The following is a 16503-nucleotide window of genomic DNA, read 5'->3' as shown; positions in this document are numbered from 1 at the left end:
TGCCGGGCGACAATATCGAAATGAATGTCGAACTGATCGTACCGATCGCCATGGAAGAGAAGCTCCGCTTCGCTATCCGTGAAGGTGGCCGCACTGTCGGCGCCGGCGTCGTGTCAAAGATCATCGAATAGACTACGCAATCCGATCGGGGCGGTGGCTGAACCTGCCGCCCCGGTTTGCTCTTTTTGAAAGTTAAGAAACGGGATCGGTTTGATGGAACGTCAAAACATCCGCATTCGCCTTAAGGCGTTCGATCACCGGGTTCTGGATAATTCCACCCGGGAGATCGTTTCGACAGCCAAGCGCACGGGCGCCAACGTCCGTGGCCCGATTCCGCTGCCGACGCGCATCGAGAAATTCACGGTGCTGCGCTCGCCGCACATCGACAAGAAGTCGCGCGAGCAGTTCGAAATCCGGACGCACAAGCGCCTTCTCGACATTGTCGACCCCACCCCGCAAACCGTGGACGCGCTGATGAAGCTCGACCTGTCGGCCGGTGTGGACGTCGAGATCAAGCTGGGAGCGTAGGATTATGCGCCAGGAAGATCGCAGAACAGGCGTGATCGCCCGCAAGCTGGGCATGACGCGTATTTTCGCCGAAGACGGCTCGCACGTGCCCTGCACAGTGCTGCACATGGACAACGTCCAGGTCGTGTCTCACAAGACCGCTGAGCGGGACGGCTATGTGGCGCTCCAGCTGGGTGCCGGGGAAGCCAAGGCCAAGCGGACGCCGAAGGCGCTGCGCGGTCACTTCGCCAAGGCCAAGGTTGCGCCCAAGCGCAAGATGGTCGAATTCCGCGTCGCCGAAGACGCGCTGATTGAAGTCGGCTCCGAGCTGACCGCGGACCATTTCGTCCCCGGGCAGAAAGTGGATGTTGCCGGCATCTCGATCGGTAAGGGTTTTGCAGGGGCCATGAAGCGCCACGGTTTTGGCGGCCTTCGAGCCACGCACGGTGTGTCAATCTCGCACCGTTCGCATGGTTCGACCGGCCAGTGTCAGGATCCGGGCAAGGTCTTCAAGGGCAAGAAAATGGCCGGTCACATGGGCGCTGTCCGCGTGACCACGCAGAATATCGAAGTCGTTCGTGTTGACGTCGAGCGCGGCATTGTCCTGGTCAAGGGCGCCGTTCCCGGATCAGCTGGCGGCTGGGTCGAGCTTCGCGACGCGGTCAAGGGTCATGGCGATGCTGAACTCCCGGTTCCGGGCAAGTTCCGTACGCTGGACGAGCTGAACGCGCCGGCGCCGACCGAAGTGGTTGGGAATGAGGCTGCTCCGGCTGACGCCGACAACGCGGCCCCGGAAGCTGCGGCTGACGGTGAAGAAGGAACGCAAGCATGAAGATCGAGGTCAAAACCCTCGCGGCGAAGGACGCCGGTGCCATCGATCTCGACGATGCCGTCTTCGGCATTGAAGAGGTGCGCTCCGACCTCCTGCAGCGCGTTGTGAAGTGGCAGCTGGCAGCCCGCCAGCAAGGCACGCACAAAACGCTCGGCCGCTCCGAGATTGCCCGCACGAAGAAGAAGTTCGGTCGCCAGAAAGGCGGCGGCGGGGCCCGTCACGGTGCCCGGTCCGCTCCGCAATTCGTTGGCGGCGGCAAGGCACACGGTCCGCGCGTCCGCAGCCATGCTCACGAGCTTCCCAAGAAGGTCCGCGCGCTTGGCCTGCGCCATGCGCTGTCGGCCAAGCTCGGCGCCAAGTCGCTCATCGTCATCGACGATGCTGCACTCGACGCCCCGCAGACCAAGGCGCTTCGCACGTCCTTTGAAGGTCTGGGCATTTCCAATGCCCTGGTCATCTCGGGCGCCGAAGTAAACGAGAATTTTGCCAAGGCGGCTCGCAACCTGCCGTGCATTGACGTGCTGCCCGCCCAGGGTCTCAACGTCTATGACGTGCTGCGTCGCGACACCCTGGTGCTGACGAAGGCTGCCGTGGAACAGATCCACGCCCGCCTCAGCGCGAAGGAGGCATAAGATGTCGGCTGCTGCGCACCATTACGACACGATCCTGAGCCCGGTGATCACCGAAAAGTCGACCCTGCTCTCGGAAGAGAACAAGGTGGTCTTCTTCGTGCCGCTCTCCGCCAACAAGGCCGAGATCGCTGATGCGGTCGAGAAGCTCTTCAAGGTGAAGGTGACGGCTGTGAACACCACCAAGGTTCACGGAAAGAGCAAGCGCTTCCGGGGTGTGCCCGGTCGCCGCAATGACCAGAAGAAAGCGGTCGTGACTCTCGAAGAGGGTCACTCGATCGACGTGACGACGGGTCTGTAAGATGGCGTTGAAAACATTCAAACCGACCTCTCCGGGCCGCCGTGCCCTCGTGCTGGTGGATCGTTCCGCCCTGCACAAGGGACGCCCTGAGAAAACACTGGTCGAAGGCCTCACCAAGAGCGGTGGGCGCAATAATATGGGTCGCATCACGGCCCGCCGGCGTGGCGGTGGCGCGAAGCGTCTTTATCGCCTGGTCGATTTCAAGCGTCGCAAGTGGGACATGCCCGCGACCGTCGAGCGCCTGGAATATGATCCGAACCGGACGGCTTTCATCGCCCTCATCAAGTATGAGGACGGCGAAAAGGCCTATATCCTGGCTCCGCAGCGCCTTTCCGAAGGCGACACGGTAATCGCGTCTGCCAAGGCCGATGTGAAGCCGGGCAATGCCATGCCGCTGAAGGCCGTGCCGGTTGGTACGATCCTTCACAATGTCGAGATGAAGCCGGAGAAGGGTGGTCAGATCGCTCGTTCCGCCGGTGCCTATGTGCAGCTGGTCGGCCGCGATGCCGGCTACGCCCAGATCCGTCTGGCATCTGGCGAACTGCGCATGGTCTCGGACAAGTGCATGGCGACGGTCGGTGCGGTTTCCAACCCGGACCACCTCAACATCAACCTCGGCAAGGCCGGTCGCAATCGCCATCTCGGCAAGCGTCCGTCTGTTCGCGGCGTTGTCATGAACCCGGTCGACCACCCGCATGGTGGTGGTGAAGGCCGCACCTCTGGTGGTCGCCATCCGGTGACCCCGTGGGGCAAGCCGACCAAGGGTGCCAAGACGCGCAAGAACAAGTCGACCGACAAGTTCATCATCCGCTCGCGCCACGAGCGCAAGAAGCGATAGGGAGCAGACGATGCCTCGCTCTGTCTGGAAAGGTCCGTTCGTCGACGGCTATCTGCTGAAAAAAGCGGAAAAGTCGCACGAGGGCGGACGCAAGCAAGCGATCAAGACCTGGTCGCGCCGTTCTACCATCATGCCGCAATTCGTGGGCCTGACCTTCCAGGTTCACAACGGCAACAAGTTCGTGCCTGTGCTCGTGACCGAAGACATGGTCGGCCACAAGCTCGGTGAATTCGCCCCGTCGCGGACCTATTACGGTCACGCTGCGGATAAAAAAGCCAAGCGGAGATAAGCGATGGGACAGTCTGCCAATCCCCGTCGCGTCGCTGACAATGAAGCGCGCGCCAAGCTGCGGATGATCCGCACCAGCCCGCAAAAGCTGAACCTTGTTGCTGCGCTCATCCGCGGCAAAAAGGTCGAGCGTGCCCTGGCCGATCTGGAATTTTCGCGCAAGCGGATCTCCAAGGAAGTCAAGAAGACCCTCGAGTCCGCGATTGCCAATGCCGAGAATAATCACGGCCTCGACATCGACAGCCTTGTCGTGTCGGAAGCCTTTGTCGGCAAGAACCTGGTCATGAAACGCTTTCGGGCTCGGGCACGCGGTCGCGGCGCCAAGATCCTGAAGCCGTTTTCCGAGCTCACCATCGTGGTGCGCGAAGTCGAGGAGGCCGCCTGATGGGTCAGAAAGTCAATCCGATCGGTCTGCGCCTCGGCGTCAACCGCACCTGGGAGTCCCGTTGGTATGCCGGCGCTGGTGAATACGCCAAGCTGCTCCACGAGGACATCAAGATCCGGAAGATGCTCAAGCAGCGTCTGAAGAATGCCAGCGTGTCGAAGATCGTCATCGAGCGCCCGCACAAGAAGTGCCGCGTCACCGTCCACACGGCTCGTCCGGGTGTGGTGATCGGCAAGAAGGGTTCGGACATCGAGACTCTCCGCAAGGAGTTGTCGAAAATGGTCGACGGCGAGGTTTTCCTGAACCTCGTTGAAGTGCGCAAGCCGGAAATCGACGCGACCCTGGTCGCCGAGTCCATCGCCCAGCAGCTCGAGCGTCGTGTGGCTTTCCGCCGCGCAATGAAGCGCTCGATGCAGTCGGCGATGCGCATGGGCGCCAAGGGCTGCAAGATCGTCTGCGGTGGTCGTCTCGGCGGTGCGGAAATTGCCCGTACCGAGCAGTATAATGAGGGCTCCGTGCCGCTTCATACGCTGCGCGCCGACATCGATTACGGAACCGCCGAAGCCAAGACCGCGATGGGTATCATCGGTATCAAGGTCTGGATTTACAAAGGCGAGATCATGGAACATGACCCGAATGCCCAGGAGCGTCGTCTCCAGGAGTCGGGTGAGCAGCGCGCCCGTTCGGGCCGCCAAGCCGCGTAAGGAAATCAGCCATGCTGCAACCGAAACGCACGAAATTCCGCAAGGCGCACAAAGGCCGTATCAAGGGTGCTGCGAAGGGTGGCTATACGCTGAACTTCGGCTCCTACGGCCTCAAGGCGCTCCAGCCGGAACGCGTTACCGCGCGTCAGATCGAAGCCACGCGTCGGGCGATTACTCGCCACATGAAGCGTGCAGGTCGCGTGTGGATCCGCATCTTCCCGGACGTACCGGTTTCCAAGAAACCGACCGAAGTCCGGATGGGTAAAGGTAAGGGCTCGCCCGAGTTTTGGGCGTGCAAGGTCAAACCTGGCCGCATCATGTTCGAGATCGACGGTGTTCCCGAAAATGTTGCGCGCGAAGCTCTCGAGCTGGGCGCGGCAAAGCTGCCGGTCAAGACCAAAATCGTCGCCCGTTTGGGCGAATAGGGAGAACACAACGATGAAACCCGTTGACGTTCGCGCCATGACCGAAGATCAGCTGAAGGACACGCTCCTGAAGCTGAAGGAAGAACAATTCAAGCTGCGGTTCCAGCAGGCCTCCGGCCAGATGGAAAACACCGCTCGCTATGGCCAGATCCGCCGCGATATCGCGCGTATCCAGACGGTCCAGACCGAGCGTAAATCGCACGTAGAGCAAGGGAGCTAGCGATGCCGAAGCGTATCCTGCAAGGCGTCGTAGTGAGTGACAAAGGTGCCAAGACCATCGTGGTGCGTGTGGAACGGACTTTCCTCCACCCGCTGCTGCGCAAGACGGTCCGCCGCACCAAGCGTTACCACGCGCATGACGAAGCCAATGCGTTCAAGGTGGGTGACCAGGTCCAGATTCAGGAATGTGCACCCAAGTCGAAACTGAAGCGGTGGGAGGTGGTCCCGGTCGCGGCCTAGGCCCGACAAGGAGACCCATCCTTTCCTAAGGAGGATCTGCGATGATCCAGATGCAAACCAATCTGGACGTGGCTGACAATTCTGGCGCCCGCCGTGTGCAGTGCATCAAGGTGCTCGGCGGTGCCAAGCGTCGCTATGCCCACGTCGGCGACATCATTGTCGTCTCGGTCAAGGAAGCTATCCCGCGTGGTCGCGTGAAGAAGGGTGATGTCCGCAAGGCCGTCGTCGTTCGCGTGGCCAAGGACATCAAGCGCAAGGACGGTTCCGTCATTCGCTTCGATGGCAACGCGGCTGTGATTATCAACAACAATAACGAGCCGCTCGGCACGCGTATCTTCGGGCCGGTTCCGCGCGAACTGCGTGGCAAGAACCACATGAAGATCGTGTCGCTGGCGCCGGAGGTGCTGTAATGGCTGCCAAGATCAAGAAGGGCGACAAAGTCGTCATTCTCGCCGGCCGTGACAAAGGCAAGACCGGCGAAGTCACCAAGGTGCTGCCGACCGAGGATCGTGTCATTGTGTCCGGCGTGAATGTGGTTAAGCGCCACACCCGCGCGACGCAGACCGACCAGGGCGGCATCAAGGAAAAGGAAGCCTCCATCCACGTGTCGAACGTGGCTGTGGCTGATCCGAAAACCGGCGAGGCGACACGTGTCGGCTTCAAGACTGAAGACGGCAAGAAAGTGCGCGTCGCCAAGAGCTCGGGCGAGGTTATCGATGTCTGATACCGCCACCTACACACCGCGTCTTCGCGCCAAGTATAACGAAGCAATTCGTGCGGCGATGAAGGAAAAATTCGGTTATGCCAACGACCTGCAGATCCCGCGTCTCGACAAGATCGTGATCAATATGGGTGTTGGTGAGGCCTCCCAGGACTCCAAGAAGATCAAGGGTGCCCTGGAAGACCTCGAAGCCATTTCCGGCCAGAAGCCGGTCAAGACGGTCGCCAAGAAGTCCATCGCGGGCTTCAAGCTCCGTGAGGAGCAGGTGATCGGCGCGAAAGTGACCCTGCGCCAGGATCGTATGTACGAATTCCTGGATCGCCTGATCACGATCGCCCTGCCGCGTGTGCGTGACTTCCGTGGGCTCAATGGTAAGAGCTTCGATGGTCGCGGCAATTACGCGATGGGTCTCAAGGAACATATCGTGTTCCCGGAAATCGACTACGACAAGGTCGAGAAAATCCGGGGTATGGATATCGTTGTCTGCACCACCGCCGACAATGATGAGGAAGCGAAGGCCCTGCTGGCCGAGTTCGATTTCCCCTTTACGAACTAACGCAGCAGGAGAGCAAAGCCGTTCGGGCTTTGCACGCAGGAGGACTTAAATGGCGAAAACTTCCGCAATCGAGCGCAACTTGAAACGTGCGCGCCTGGCCAAGCGTTATGCGGCCAAGCGTGAACAGCTCAAGTCGATCGCACGTAACAAGGAATTGCCGGTTGAGGAGCGTTTTGCTGCTCAGCTGAAGCTGGCTGAACTGCCGCGCAATTCTGCAGTCACGCGTATCCGGAACCGGTGTGAGATCACCGGCCGTCCGCGCGCATTCTATCGCAAGCTCCGCATGTCGCGTATCGCGCTGCGTGATCTGGCCAGCCAGGGAATGATCCCGGGCATGGTCAAGTCGAGCTGGTAAGAGAGGAGACCAGGACATGTCTGTGAACGATCCTCTCGGCGATATGCTGACCCGTATCCGCAATGCGCTCATGCGCAACAAGCGGAACGTCAACACGCCGGCCTCGGCCCTGCGCCGCCGCGTGCTCGACGTCCTCAAGTCGGAAGGCTACATCCGCGATTATGCGGAAGTTGAAATGCCGACCGGCCTGAAAGAGTTCGAGATCGAACTGAAGTATTTCGAAGGTGACTCGGTGATTTCGGAGATCAAGCGTATCTCCAAGCCGGGCCGCCGCGTCTATTCCGGCGTCAAGGATCTTCCGCTCGTCCAGAATGGCCTCGGCATCGCAATCCTCTCCACGCCCAAGGGCGTGATGTCGGATTCGACTGCTCGTGAGTCCAATGTGGGCGGCGAGATCCTCTGTCACGTCAGCTAAGGGAGCGAACCAATGTCACGTATCGGTAAACTCCCGGTCGCCGTTCCCGGCGGCGTCACTGCGACGCTCACGGACTCGGATCTGACCGTCAAGGGTCCCAAGGGCGAACTGTCCATGACCTTTGTTGACGAGGTGAATGTCGAGCAGGGCGAAGATGGCATTGTCATCAAGCCGCGCGACGAGACCAAGAAGGCCCGCGCGATGTGGGGCATGCAACGTGCCCTGGTCGCCAATCTGGTCCAGGGTGTCTCGGCTGGTTACGAGAAAAATCTCGAACTGGTGGGCGTTGGTTACCGCGCGCAGATGCAGGGTACGTCCCTGAAGCTGTCGCTCGGCCTGTCGCATGACGTCGTCTATGACGCACCGGAAGGCATCACCATCGCCGTCGGCAAGCCGACCGAGGTGAAGATCACGGGCGCTGACAAGCAGCGCGTTGGCCAGGTGGCCGCCGAGATCCGCCGCTTCCGTCCGCCGGAGCCCTACAAGGGCAAGGGCATCAAATATGTCGGCGAGTATATCCGCCGCAAAGAAGGCAAGAAGAAGTAGGGCGAGCGATGAAAACTCAACGCGAAAAATCGGTCCGCCGCGCCCAGCGCACCCGGATCCGTCTGCGCAAGTTCGCCAACGGCCGTCCGCGGCTGTCGGTCTACCGGTCTTCGAAGAACATCTATGCCCAGCTCATCGACGATGTGTCGGGCAAGACGATCGTCGCCGCCTCTTCCCTCGAGGAAGCCGCTCAAAAAGAGCATGGCAAGGGTTGCGACACGAAGGCTGCCGGGATCGTCGGCAAGCTGATCGCCGAGCGCGCAGTCAAGGAAGGCGTCAAGGACGTCGTCTTCGACCGTGGCGGTTACATCTTTCACGGGCGTGTCAAAGCGCTCGCAGAGGCGGCCCGCGAGGGCGGCCTGAACTTCTAAGGGAGCGGACGTATGGCTCATCAGAACGAGCAGCGCGGTGACCGCGGCGATCGTGGCCGCGGCCGCGGCCGTGGCCGGGACCGCGACCAGGAACGCGATGACGAACTTGTCGACAAGCTCGTCCACATCAACCGCGTCGCCAAGACGGTGAAGGGTGGCCGGAACTTCCAGTTCGCAGCCCTCGTCGTCGTCGGTGACACCAAAGGCCGCGTCGGCTTCGGACAGGGCAAGGCACGCGAAGTGCCGGAAGCCATCCGCAAGGCCACCGACGAAGCCAAGAAAAACATGATCCGCGTGCCGCTTCGCGAAGGCCGGACCCTGCACCATGACGGCAAGGGCCGTCACGGTGCCGGCAAGGTCGTCCTGCGGGCAGCGCCTCCGGGTACCGGCGTCATCGCCGGTGGTCCGATGCGCGCTGTGCTGGAAACCCTCGGGATCCAGGACGTGGTCGCCAAGTCGGTTGGCACGTCCAACCCGTACAACATGATCCGCGCCACAATGGACGCGCTGAAGTCGCAGTCGAGCCCGCGCTCGGTTGCTGCCAAGCGTGGTCTGAAGGTTGGTGATCTGGTGAACCGCCGTGATGACGGCGCGTCTTCGCCGGAAGCGATCGAAGCGTAAGGACCGGATATAATGGCCAAAACCACGATCCGCGTGCGCCAGACGGGCAGCGCCATTCGCCGCCCCAAAGATCAGCGCGCCACGCTTGTCGGCCTCGGTCTCAACAAGATCGGTCGCGAGCGCGAGCTGGAAGATACACCGTCTGTCCGCGGCATGATTGCCAAGGTCAGCCACATGGTGGAAATCGTCGAGGAGTAGGTCCCCACGAGGGAAACCGCTCCATCGAATGGAGAACGACATGCGTCTCAATGAACTGCGCGACAATGACGGTGCTGCCAAGCTCCGCACCCGCGTCGGCCGTGGTATCGGTTCCGGCAAGGGCAAGACTGGCGGCCGTGGCGTCAAGGGCCAGAAATCCCGTTCGGGTGTGGCCATCAAGGGTTTCGAAGGCGGTCAGATGCCGCTTCACATGCGTCTGCCGAAGCGGGGCTTCAACAAGCCGAACCGCAAGGCATGGGCAGAAGTGAATCTCGGCCGTCTCGAGAAGGCGATTGCTGAAGGCAAGATCGACGCGAAAAAGCCGATCGACGCCGATGTCCTGATCGCGGCGGGCCTGGTCCGTCGTGCGCTGGACGGCATCCGCCTCCTTGCGAAGGGCGAGCTGAAGTCCAAAGTAGAGATCACCATTGCCGGTGCCTCCAAGACTGCGATTGCTGCGGTCGAGAAGGCCGGTGGCAAGGTGACCCTCACCGCCGTGGCTGACGACGCCGCGGAATAAGCGACTTAACGCCGACCTTTTAAGGACGTCTTCATGGCTTCAGCTGCCGAACAGCTTGCTGCGAACATGAACTTTAGCTCCTTCGCGAAAGCGAAGGAGCTGCAGCAACGCATCCTGTTCACGATCGGGATCCTGGTTGTCTACCGGATCGGTACTTTCGTGCCGATTCCGGGGATCGATCCGGAGCAGTATGCCCGTGTGTTCGATTCACTGGGCGGGCAGGGGCAGGGTATCCTGTCCATGTTCAACATGCTTGGCGGCGGTGCCGTCGAACGCATGGCGATTTTCGTGCTCAATGTGATGCCGTACATCTCGGCCTCGATCATCATGCAGTTGATGTCAGCCACCATTCCCAGCCTTGAAAAGCTGAAGAAGGAAGGTGGCGAGCAGGGACGTCAGCAAATCAACCAGTATACCCGTTATCTGACGGTGGTCCTGGCAACCGGTCAGGCCTTTGCCATCGCCATGGGCATGAATACGCCCAATAGTGACGGTGTGGCGCTGGCCCTGAACCCCGGTCCCTTCTTCATTGCCTCGACCGTGATTACCCTGGTGGGGGCCACCATGCTGCTTCTGTGGCTGGGTGAGCAGATCACCGCACGCGGTGTCGGCAATGGCGTTTCGCTGATCATCTTCGCCGGCATTATCTCGGCGGTACCGGGGGTCATCGGCGGGGCGTTGTCCCAGGCTTCGTCCACCGGTAATGGCACGGTGCTTCTGGTCGGTGGCGCGCTGATCCTGATCGGCCTGGCCCTCGTGGTCTTCGTCGAGCGCTCGCAGCGCCGCCTCCTGGTCCAGTATCCGAAACGTCAGCAGGGCAATCGCATGGTCGGGGGCGACACCTCCTTCCTGCCGCTCAAGCTGAACACGGCCGGCGTCATTCCGCCGATCTTCGCCTCTTCCCTGCTGCTGCTGCCGGCCACGGCTGCGAGCTTCCAGTCCCAGACCGGACCGGATTGGCTGCAGACGATGGTGGCCTATCTCGGGCCGGGCGCGCCGCTCTTCATGCTGCTTTATGCGGCCATGATCATCTTCTTCTGCTTCTTCTACACCTCGGTCGTCTTCAATCCTGAGGACACTGCCGAAAATCTGCGGAAGTATGGTGGTTTTCTGCCCGGCATCCGTCCGGGCAAGCGGACCGCTGAATATATCGACTACGTCCTGTCCCGCCTGACCCTGGTTGGAGCGCTGTACCTGACACTGATCTGCATGGTGCCCATGCTCCTGAGCCCGCAAACGGCTCTCGGCGGCACCTCCCTGCTGATCGTCGTGTCAGTGACAATGGACACGGTTTCCCAGATCCAGTCCCACCTGCTGGCACACCAGTATGAGGGCTTGATCAAGAAGTCGAAACTGCGGGGACGCAAACGATGAACATTATCCTGTTCGGACCGCCAGGCTGCGGCAAGGGCACCCAATCCAAGCGTCTCGTCAGCGAGCGCGGCTGGGTGCAGCTCTCCACCGGAGACATGTTGCGTGAAGCCAAGGCTGCCGGAACAGAATTGGGGCAGCGTGTCTCCGCGATCATGGATGCCGGCAATCTGGTATCCGACGAGATCGTGATTGAGCTGATTGAGGAAAGACTGCCGGAGGCCGAGGCGGCCGGCGGTGCCATCTTTGACGGTTTCCCGCGCACGGTTGCCCAGGCTGAAGCCCTTGATGCGGCGCTGGCAAAGCGCGGCTCGAAGGTTGATGCGGTTGTTCGCCTGCTGGTGGATGACAAGGAATTGGTCGCACGTATGGAAAAGCGTGCGGCGGAAGAGGGGCGGGCCGATGACAATATCGACGCGTTCAAAGTACGACTGAAGAACTACCAGGATCAGACCGCGCCGCTGATCCCGTTCTATGCTCAATCGGGCAAGATGCGGGAAGTCCCCGGCATGGGATCCATGGACGAGGTTGCAGCGGGAATTGCTGCAGCGCTCGAAGAGAAGTGATACGCACCTGTTGCAACCCCATTGACGGGGTGGCAACGCTGACTGTAGATAGCGCCCTTCGCGAAACGGGCGAGCTGATGCGGCGACCGAAAGGTTGCCTGTTGGGTCGTCCGTGAATGGCGTTCAGAATTTGGGAGATGGAAAGTGGCCCGTATTGCCGGCGTCAATATTCCGACGAATAAGCGCGTAGAGATCGCGCTTCGCTACATCCACGGCATTGGCCCGGCCAAGGCGAAGGAGATCTGCGAGCAGGTTTCCATCACGCCCGAGCGTCGTGTCAGTGAGCTGACGGATGCAGAAGTCCTGCAAATCCGCGAAGTGATCGATCGTGATCACATGGTGGAAGGGGATCTGCGCCGTGACGTGGCTGTGAACATCAAGCGCCTCATGGACCTGGGCAACTACCGTGGCCTGCGCCACCGTCGTGGCCTGCCTGTCCGTGGCCAGCGCACTCACACCAATGCGCGTACGCGCAAAGGTCCCGCCAAGCCGATTGCCGGCAAGAAAAAGTAGGGCCCTGACCAATGGCTAAGGAAACAGGCCGCGTGAAGCGGCGTGAACGCAAGAACATCACGTCGGGTGTCGCCCACGTGAGTGCCAGCTTCAACAACACCATGGTGACCATCACGGACGCCCAGGGAAATGCAATTTCCTGGTCCTCCGCCGGTCACATGGGCTTCAAGGGTTCGCGCAAGTCGACCCCTTATGCCGCCCAGATGGCTGCTGAAGATGCCGGCAAGAAGGCGATTGAACACGGCATGAAGACCATCGAAGTGAAGGTCTCCGGTCCGGGTTCGGGGCGCGAAAGCGCGCTGCGTGCGTTGCAGTCGGTGGGTTTCACCATCACCACCATCCAGGACGTCACACCGATCCCGCACAACGGTTGCCGTCCGCCGAAGCGCCGTCGCGTCTAGTACGCGGCTCGCATTTCGCCTGTTGAACGCGCCGGCGGTGTCTACCGTGCGGCTGATGAAGGGGCAGTAAGAACGTGATCGAGAAGAACTGGCAAGAACTCATCCGCCCGATGAAGCCGGAAATCGAACCGGGACACGATCCCGCGCGCCAAGCCAAGATTGTCGCCGAGCCGCTGGAGCGTGGCTTCGGCATGACGCTGGGCAATGCGCTGCGTCGTGTGCTGCTGTCCTCGCTTCAGGGCGCGGCGGTGACCAATGTTCACATTGACGGCGTCGTCCACGAGTTTTCGTCGATCGACGGCGTGCGTGAAGACGTCACCGACATCGTGCTGAACATCAAGCAGATCGCCCTGCGCATGCATGGCGAGGGCCCCAAGCGCGTCGTGCTCAAGAAGTCCGGCCCCGGCATCGTCACCGCTGGCGATATCGAGGAAAGTGCGGATGTCGAGATCATCAACAAGGATCTTGCCCTGTGCACGCTGGACGAGGGTGCGGAAATCCGCATGGAGTTCACCATCAATACCGGCAAGGGCTATGTCCCGTCCGAGCGTAATCGCCCGGAAGATGCCCCGATCGGTCTGATCGGCGTTGATGCGCTCTACAGCCCGGTCAAGCGCGTGTCCTACAAGGTCGAGAACACCCGTGAGGGCCAGGTTCTCGATTATGACAAGCTGACGCTTGAAGTTGAGACGGACGGAACCGTCACCCCGGAAGATTCGGTGGCCTTCGCCGCGCGCATCCTCCAGGACCAGTTCCAGATCTTCATCAATTTCGAGGAAGCCGTCGAGGCGCGTCCGGCCGAGGACGACAAGCCCGAGCTCGACTTCAACCCGGCGCTGCTGCGCAAGGTCGACGAGCTGGAGCTGTCCGTGCGTTCGGCGAACTGCCTGAAGAACGACAATATCGTCTACATCGGCGACCTGATCCAGAAGTCCGAGGCGGAGATGCTCCGTACCCCGAATTTCGGACGCAAGTCGCTTAATGAGATCAAGGAAGTTCTCGCCCAGATGGGTCTCCATCTTGGCATGGAAGCGCCGAACTGGCCGCCGGAGAACATCGAAGATCTCGCCAAACGTTTTGAGGATCACGTCTAGGCAGCCGCCGGGAGGCGCCTGAACCGGACTGAGGAGAAATAGTCATGCGTCACGGCATCGCACACCGCAAGCTTAACCGCACCCATTCGCACCGCAAGGCGATGCTGGCCAATATGGCTGCCTCGCTGATCGAGCACGAACAGATCGTCACCACCTTGCCGAAAGCCAAGGAACTGGCCCCGTTCGTGGACAAGCTCATCACGCTCGCCAAGCGCGGCGACGTCCATGGCCGCCGCCAGGCGATGTCCAAGGTCCGTGATGAGGGCCAGGTCAAGAAGCTGTTCGACACGCTCGGCAGCCGCTATTCCGAGCGCGATGGTGGTTACACCCGCGTGCTCAAGGCCGGTTTCCGTCATGGTGACAACGCCCCGATGGCGGTCATCGAGCTGGTTGACCGCGACCCGTCGGCAAAGGGCGCAGCTGATCGCGCCCGCGTCGAAGCGGAACAGGGTATGACTGAGGAGTAAGATTCCAGTCAGCAAAAGTTCAGGGAAAGGCGGCTTTGCTTCAGCAGGGCCGCCTTTTTCGTGCCCGTAATCCAGCCTATATGGGAATCATGATCAGACACGTCTTCCTTGCCTGCCTCCTCGCGGCCGCGCCAGCCGCCGCCCAGGAGATCGACCTTGCCGGTGCCGCGGATGATCGGGTCATCCCGGAAAGCCGGGCCGAGATGCAGATGTCTTTTGCGCCGCTCGTGCGCGAAGTCACCCCGGCCGTTGTGAATGTCTTCTCGCGACGCGTGGTCAATAACCAGCACCCCTTTGCCAATGACCCGTTTTTCTCGCGCATGTTCCGCAGCCAGCCGCGCGAGCAGAACTCGTTGGGCTCCGGTGTGATCGTGGATGCGTCCGGAGTCATCGTGACCAATAATCACGTCGTCGCCGGAGCGACCGAATTGCGCGTCGTGCTGGCGGACCGCCGCGAATTCGAGGCCGAAATCCTGCTCACCGACGAGGCGACCGACCTGGCCGTGCTTCGGGTCCATACAGACGAACCGCTCCCCGTCCTGCCGTTTGACCGGACCGGTGATATCGAGGTCGGCGATCTCGTCCTGGCCATCGGCAACCCCTTCGGCGTTGGCCAGACCGTCACATCCGGAATCGTGTCCGCTCTGGCGCGCACCGATGTCGGCCAGACCGATTATGCCTCTTTCATCCAGACCGATGCGGCGATCAATCCGGGCAATTCCGGCGGGGCGCTTGTTGATATGGACGGCGAGCTGGTCGGCGTGAACACGATGATCTTCTCGCGTTCGGGCGGTTCGAACGGGATCGGCTTCGCCATTCCGGTGGAGATGGTTTCGCGCGTTGTTGATACCGCGATGAGCGAGGGCGAGCTGATCCGGCCCTGGCTGGGCGCCCGCCTGCAGCCGGTCGACAGTGACATCGCCGATGCCTTTGGCCTCAATCGCCCGCGCGGCGCATTGGTCAATGAGATCTACCCGCTGGCAGCCGCGGATGATGCCGGCCTGATGCAGGGTGATATCGTGCTGGCGATCGATGGGCAGCCTGTGAACAATCAGGCCGGTGCGCGCTTTCGCCTGGCGACGCGGGCCGCGGGTGATGATGCCGTCTTCACGATCCTGCGCGATGGTGAGGAAATGACGCTCGAGGTCGCGGTCCAGCCGGCACCGGGCATTTCTGATCCGGCGCCGTTTGAGGTCGCAGGGCGTAATCCGTTGTCGGGCGCCGCGCTGGTCACGCTCTCACCGGCTTTCAATGAGCGCGTCGGCCTGGATCCCTTCCAGGGCGGGATCGTTGTCAGCGGCGTCGGGCGACGCTCAGTGGCTGGCCGTTTCGGCTTCCGTCCCGGTGACCGGCTGATCGAATTGATGGGGCTTCCCGTCACCTCGATCGATGATGTCTCCGAGATTCTTGTCCGGTATGACGGCGAACAGGTCTGGCCGCTGGTGGTGGAGCGGCGCGGGCAGCGCTTCGAGACCTCGGTGCGTCTCTACTAGGCCGCAGCGGGCGCGTCGTGCGGTTTCAGTGCGACGAAGCTCCAGACATGGCCGAACGGGTCGCGCACCTTGCCGTGGCGCCCGAAGAATTCATCGCGGCAGGCGCGGACTTCCTCTGCACCGGCCGCGATGGCCCGGTCGTACCAGCTGTCGGCATCGGTGACATAGAGATTGAGGGTGAAGGTCGTGCGATTGCCCAGGCTGGCCGGGGCGACATTGCCGATCATCGCCTCATGCTCGGGGAATTCGTCCGCCAGCATGACGATGCCCTCATTGATCTGCAGCGTAGCGTGGCCGAGCTTGCCCTCGAAATCATAGCGTTCGAGCAGCTGAGCTGCGAAGGCGCGCATGTAGAAATCGATGGCGGCGCCACCGTCCCGTACACTCAGATAGGGCGCCACACCCGAGCTTGGCGGGGCGTAGGTGTCGTCGGTCATGCCGTCTCTCCGGATGTGTTGGCAGACGAAGCGAGGCTCCAGACATAGCCCCACTTGTCCTTCAGTTGGCCATAGCGATCCCCCCAGAACATGTCCTCGAGCGGCATCAGAATCTCGGCTCCGGCTTCAACGGCGCGGGCCCACCAGACATCAACATCTGCCACCTGCATGTGGAGCGCCATGCCCGCGGGCGTCGGCGCCGGACTGCCACCGCGATATTCCGGGAAATCATCATGCAGAAAGACTGATCCGCCATTGATGAGAAGATGGGCGTGCATGATGCGCTTATTGTCCTCGGCCATCTGGCAGAAGGCGAGCTCGGCGCCGAAGGCCGCTTCGTAGAAGCGGATGGCCGCCTGGGCGTCCTTCGTCGTCAGGTGCGGTGTGACTCCGCTGGCCATGGGCGGACCCTGGTGGTCATTGGCGGGCTGTCCCAGTGTTGCTGGATCGTTCATCTCAGCCTCCCTCGCTGGGCTGCAAGTCTATCACG

General features: G+C 61.3%; 30 protein-coding genes and 1 pseudogene. 29 read left to right on the top strand and 2 right to left on the bottom strand.

Annotated elements, in window-relative coordinates; translation table 11 throughout:
• From tuf to Q0X62_RS07080, 29 genes and pseudogenes are all read left to right on the top strand, one after another.
• Positions 1-131 (top strand): annotated as a pseudogene (gene tuf, locus Q0X62_RS07220) (elongation factor Tu); the annotation flags it as partial.
• Between the two features lie 82 nt (positions 132-213).
• Positions 214-528 (top strand): 30S ribosomal protein S10, encoded by a 315-nt coding sequence (rpsJ, locus tag Q0X62_RS07215; protein WP_011643734.1) that lies wholly within the window; start codon positions 214-216, stop codon positions 526-528.
• Between the two features lie 4 nt (positions 529-532).
• Complete coding sequence (gene rplC / locus Q0X62_RS07210; protein WP_297733357.1) at positions 533-1339, top strand: 50S ribosomal protein L3; 807 nt, start codon at positions 533-535, stop codon at positions 1337-1339.
• On the top strand, positions 1336-1971 hold the full coding sequence (gene rplD, locus Q0X62_RS07205) for a 50S ribosomal protein L4 (protein WP_297733354.1): 636 nt from the start codon (positions 1336-1338) through the stop codon (positions 1969-1971). Before rplC ends, rplD begins: the two co-directional genes overlap by 4 nt.
• A gap of 1 nt (position 1972) precedes the next feature.
• On the top strand, positions 1973-2269 hold the full coding sequence (locus Q0X62_RS07200) for a 50S ribosomal protein L23 (protein ID WP_297733333.1): 297 nt from the start codon (positions 1973-1975) through the stop codon (positions 2267-2269).
• A 1-nt stretch (position 2270) separates the two neighbouring features.
• On the top strand, positions 2271-3107 hold the full coding sequence (rplB, locus tag Q0X62_RS07195) for a 50S ribosomal protein L2 (protein ID WP_297733330.1): 837 nt from the start codon (positions 2271-2273) through the stop codon (positions 3105-3107).
• A 10-nt stretch (positions 3108-3117) separates the two neighbouring features.
• Complete coding sequence (gene rpsS, locus Q0X62_RS07190; protein WP_271185310.1) at positions 3118-3396, top strand: 30S ribosomal protein S19; 279 nt, start codon at positions 3118-3120, stop codon at positions 3394-3396.
• A gap of 3 nt (positions 3397-3399) precedes the next feature.
• Positions 3400-3780 (top strand): 50S ribosomal protein L22, encoded by a 381-nt coding sequence (gene rplV / locus Q0X62_RS07185; RefSeq protein ID WP_297733327.1) that lies wholly within the window; start codon positions 3400-3402, stop codon positions 3778-3780.
• Entirely contained in the window at positions 3780-4484 is a 705-nt protein-coding gene (gene rpsC, locus Q0X62_RS07180) for a 30S ribosomal protein S3 (RefSeq protein WP_297733323.1), read from the top strand. The genes rplV and rpsC overlap by 1 nt, the downstream gene beginning before the upstream one ends.
• An 11-nt stretch (positions 4485-4495) precedes the next feature.
• Positions 4496-4909 carry a 50S ribosomal protein L16 gene (rplP, locus tag Q0X62_RS07175; RefSeq protein WP_297733321.1) on the top strand — a complete coding sequence of 138 codons (414 nt, stop codon included), beginning with the start codon at positions 4496-4498 and terminating at the stop codon, positions 4907-4909.
• Between the two features lie 13 nt (positions 4910-4922).
• A complete protein-coding gene (gene rpmC / locus Q0X62_RS07170) occupies positions 4923-5129 on the top strand; it encodes a 50S ribosomal protein L29 (protein ID WP_297733318.1) in 207 nt (68 codons plus the stop codon).
• Positions 5130-5131: 2 nt separating this feature from the next.
• Complete coding sequence (rpsQ, locus tag Q0X62_RS07165; RefSeq protein WP_295691634.1) at positions 5132-5368, top strand: 30S ribosomal protein S17; 237 nt, start codon at positions 5132-5134, stop codon at positions 5366-5368.
• A 41-nt stretch (positions 5369-5409) separates the two neighbouring features.
• Entirely contained in the window at positions 5410-5778 is a 369-nt protein-coding gene (gene rplN / locus Q0X62_RS07160) for a 50S ribosomal protein L14 (protein WP_295691636.1), read from the top strand.
• On the top strand, positions 5778-6092 hold the full coding sequence (gene rplX / locus Q0X62_RS07155) for a 50S ribosomal protein L24 (protein WP_297733313.1): 315 nt from the start codon (positions 5778-5780) through the stop codon (positions 6090-6092). Before rplN ends, rplX begins: the two co-directional genes overlap by 1 nt.
• Positions 6085-6645 carry a 50S ribosomal protein L5 gene (gene rplE, locus Q0X62_RS07150; RefSeq protein WP_297733310.1) on the top strand — a complete coding sequence of 187 codons (561 nt, stop codon included), beginning with the start codon at positions 6085-6087 and terminating at the stop codon, positions 6643-6645. Before rplX ends, rplE begins: the two co-directional genes overlap by 8 nt.
• A gap of 49 nt (positions 6646-6694) precedes the next feature.
• On the top strand, positions 6695-7000 hold the full coding sequence (gene rpsN / locus Q0X62_RS07145) for a 30S ribosomal protein S14 (protein WP_297733307.1): 306 nt from the start codon (positions 6695-6697) through the stop codon (positions 6998-7000).
• Positions 7001-7016: 16 nt separating this feature from the next.
• Positions 7017-7415, top strand: coding sequence for a 30S ribosomal protein S8 (gene rpsH, locus Q0X62_RS07140; protein WP_295691643.1), 399 nt, complete (start codon positions 7017-7019; stop codon positions 7413-7415).
• Positions 7416-7427: 12 nt separating this feature from the next.
• Positions 7428-7961, top strand: a complete 534-nt coding sequence (gene rplF, locus Q0X62_RS07135; protein WP_297733302.1) for a 50S ribosomal protein L6 — start codon at positions 7428-7430, stop codon at positions 7959-7961.
• An 8-nt stretch (positions 7962-7969) separates the two neighbouring features.
• Entirely contained in the window at positions 7970-8332 is a 363-nt protein-coding gene (gene rplR, locus Q0X62_RS07130; protein WP_297733299.1) for a 50S ribosomal protein L18, read from the top strand.
• Between the two features lie 12 nt (positions 8333-8344).
• Positions 8345-8953 carry a 30S ribosomal protein S5 gene (gene rpsE / locus Q0X62_RS07125; RefSeq protein WP_295691648.1) on the top strand — a complete coding sequence of 203 codons (609 nt, stop codon included), beginning with the start codon at positions 8345-8347 and terminating at the stop codon, positions 8951-8953.
• 12 nt (positions 8954-8965) lie between these two features.
• Positions 8966-9151, top strand: a complete 186-nt coding sequence (gene rpmD / locus Q0X62_RS07120) for a 50S ribosomal protein L30 (RefSeq protein WP_295691650.1) — start codon at positions 8966-8968, stop codon at positions 9149-9151.
• A gap of 40 nt (positions 9152-9191) precedes the next feature.
• A complete protein-coding gene (gene rplO / locus Q0X62_RS07115) occupies positions 9192-9671 on the top strand; it encodes a 50S ribosomal protein L15 (RefSeq protein ID WP_297733296.1) in 480 nt (159 codons plus the stop codon).
• Between the two features lie 33 nt (positions 9672-9704).
• A complete protein-coding gene (gene secY / locus Q0X62_RS07110; RefSeq protein ID WP_366946114.1) occupies positions 9705-11045 on the top strand; it encodes a preprotein translocase subunit SecY in 1341 nt (446 codons plus the stop codon).
• Positions 11042-11608, top strand: coding sequence for an adenylate kinase (locus Q0X62_RS07105; protein ID WP_297733293.1), 567 nt, complete (start codon positions 11042-11044; stop codon positions 11606-11608). Before secY ends, Q0X62_RS07105 begins: the two co-directional genes overlap by 4 nt.
• A gap of 144 nt (positions 11609-11752) precedes the next feature.
• Positions 11753-12121 (top strand): 30S ribosomal protein S13, encoded by a 369-nt coding sequence (gene rpsM / locus Q0X62_RS07100; RefSeq protein ID WP_291844495.1) that lies wholly within the window; start codon positions 11753-11755, stop codon positions 12119-12121.
• A gap of 11 nt (positions 12122-12132) precedes the next feature.
• Positions 12133-12522 carry a 30S ribosomal protein S11 gene (gene rpsK, locus Q0X62_RS07095; RefSeq protein WP_297733290.1) on the top strand — a complete coding sequence of 130 codons (390 nt, stop codon included), beginning with the start codon at positions 12133-12135 and terminating at the stop codon, positions 12520-12522.
• A 74-nt stretch (positions 12523-12596) separates the two neighbouring features.
• Positions 12597-13616, top strand: coding sequence for a DNA-directed RNA polymerase subunit alpha (locus Q0X62_RS07090; protein WP_297733288.1), 1020 nt, complete (start codon positions 12597-12599; stop codon positions 13614-13616).
• Positions 13617-13660: 44 nt separating this feature from the next.
• Entirely contained in the window at positions 13661-14083 is a 423-nt protein-coding gene (rplQ, locus tag Q0X62_RS07085) for a 50S ribosomal protein L17 (protein ID WP_297733285.1), read from the top strand.
• 89 nt (positions 14084-14172) lie between these two features.
• Positions 14173-15576 carry a Do family serine endopeptidase gene (locus Q0X62_RS07080; RefSeq protein WP_297733282.1) on the top strand — a complete coding sequence of 468 codons (1404 nt, stop codon included), beginning with the start codon at positions 14173-14175 and terminating at the stop codon, positions 15574-15576.
• Here Q0X62_RS07080 and Q0X62_RS07075 read toward each other — a convergent pair.
• Together Q0X62_RS07075 and Q0X62_RS07070 are read right to left on the bottom strand one after the other, a co-directional pair.
• Entirely contained in the window at positions 15573-16013 is a 441-nt protein-coding gene (locus Q0X62_RS07075; protein WP_297733279.1) for a VOC family protein, read from the bottom strand. The genes Q0X62_RS07080 and Q0X62_RS07075 overlap by 4 nt on opposite strands.
• Entirely contained in the window at positions 16010-16468 is a 459-nt protein-coding gene (locus tag Q0X62_RS07070; RefSeq protein ID WP_297733276.1) for a VOC family protein, read from the bottom strand. The genes Q0X62_RS07075 and Q0X62_RS07070 overlap by 4 nt, the downstream gene beginning before the upstream one ends.
• Between the last annotated feature and the right edge of the window lie 35 nt (positions 16469-16503).

It is taken from the genome of uncultured Maricaulis sp. (assembly GCF_947259345.1).
Taxonomy (GTDB): Bacteria; Pseudomonadota; Alphaproteobacteria; order Caulobacterales; family Maricaulaceae; genus Maricaulis.
Note: the sequence above shows the minus strand (reverse complement) of the source record. Positions and strands in the feature narration are given on the sequence as shown.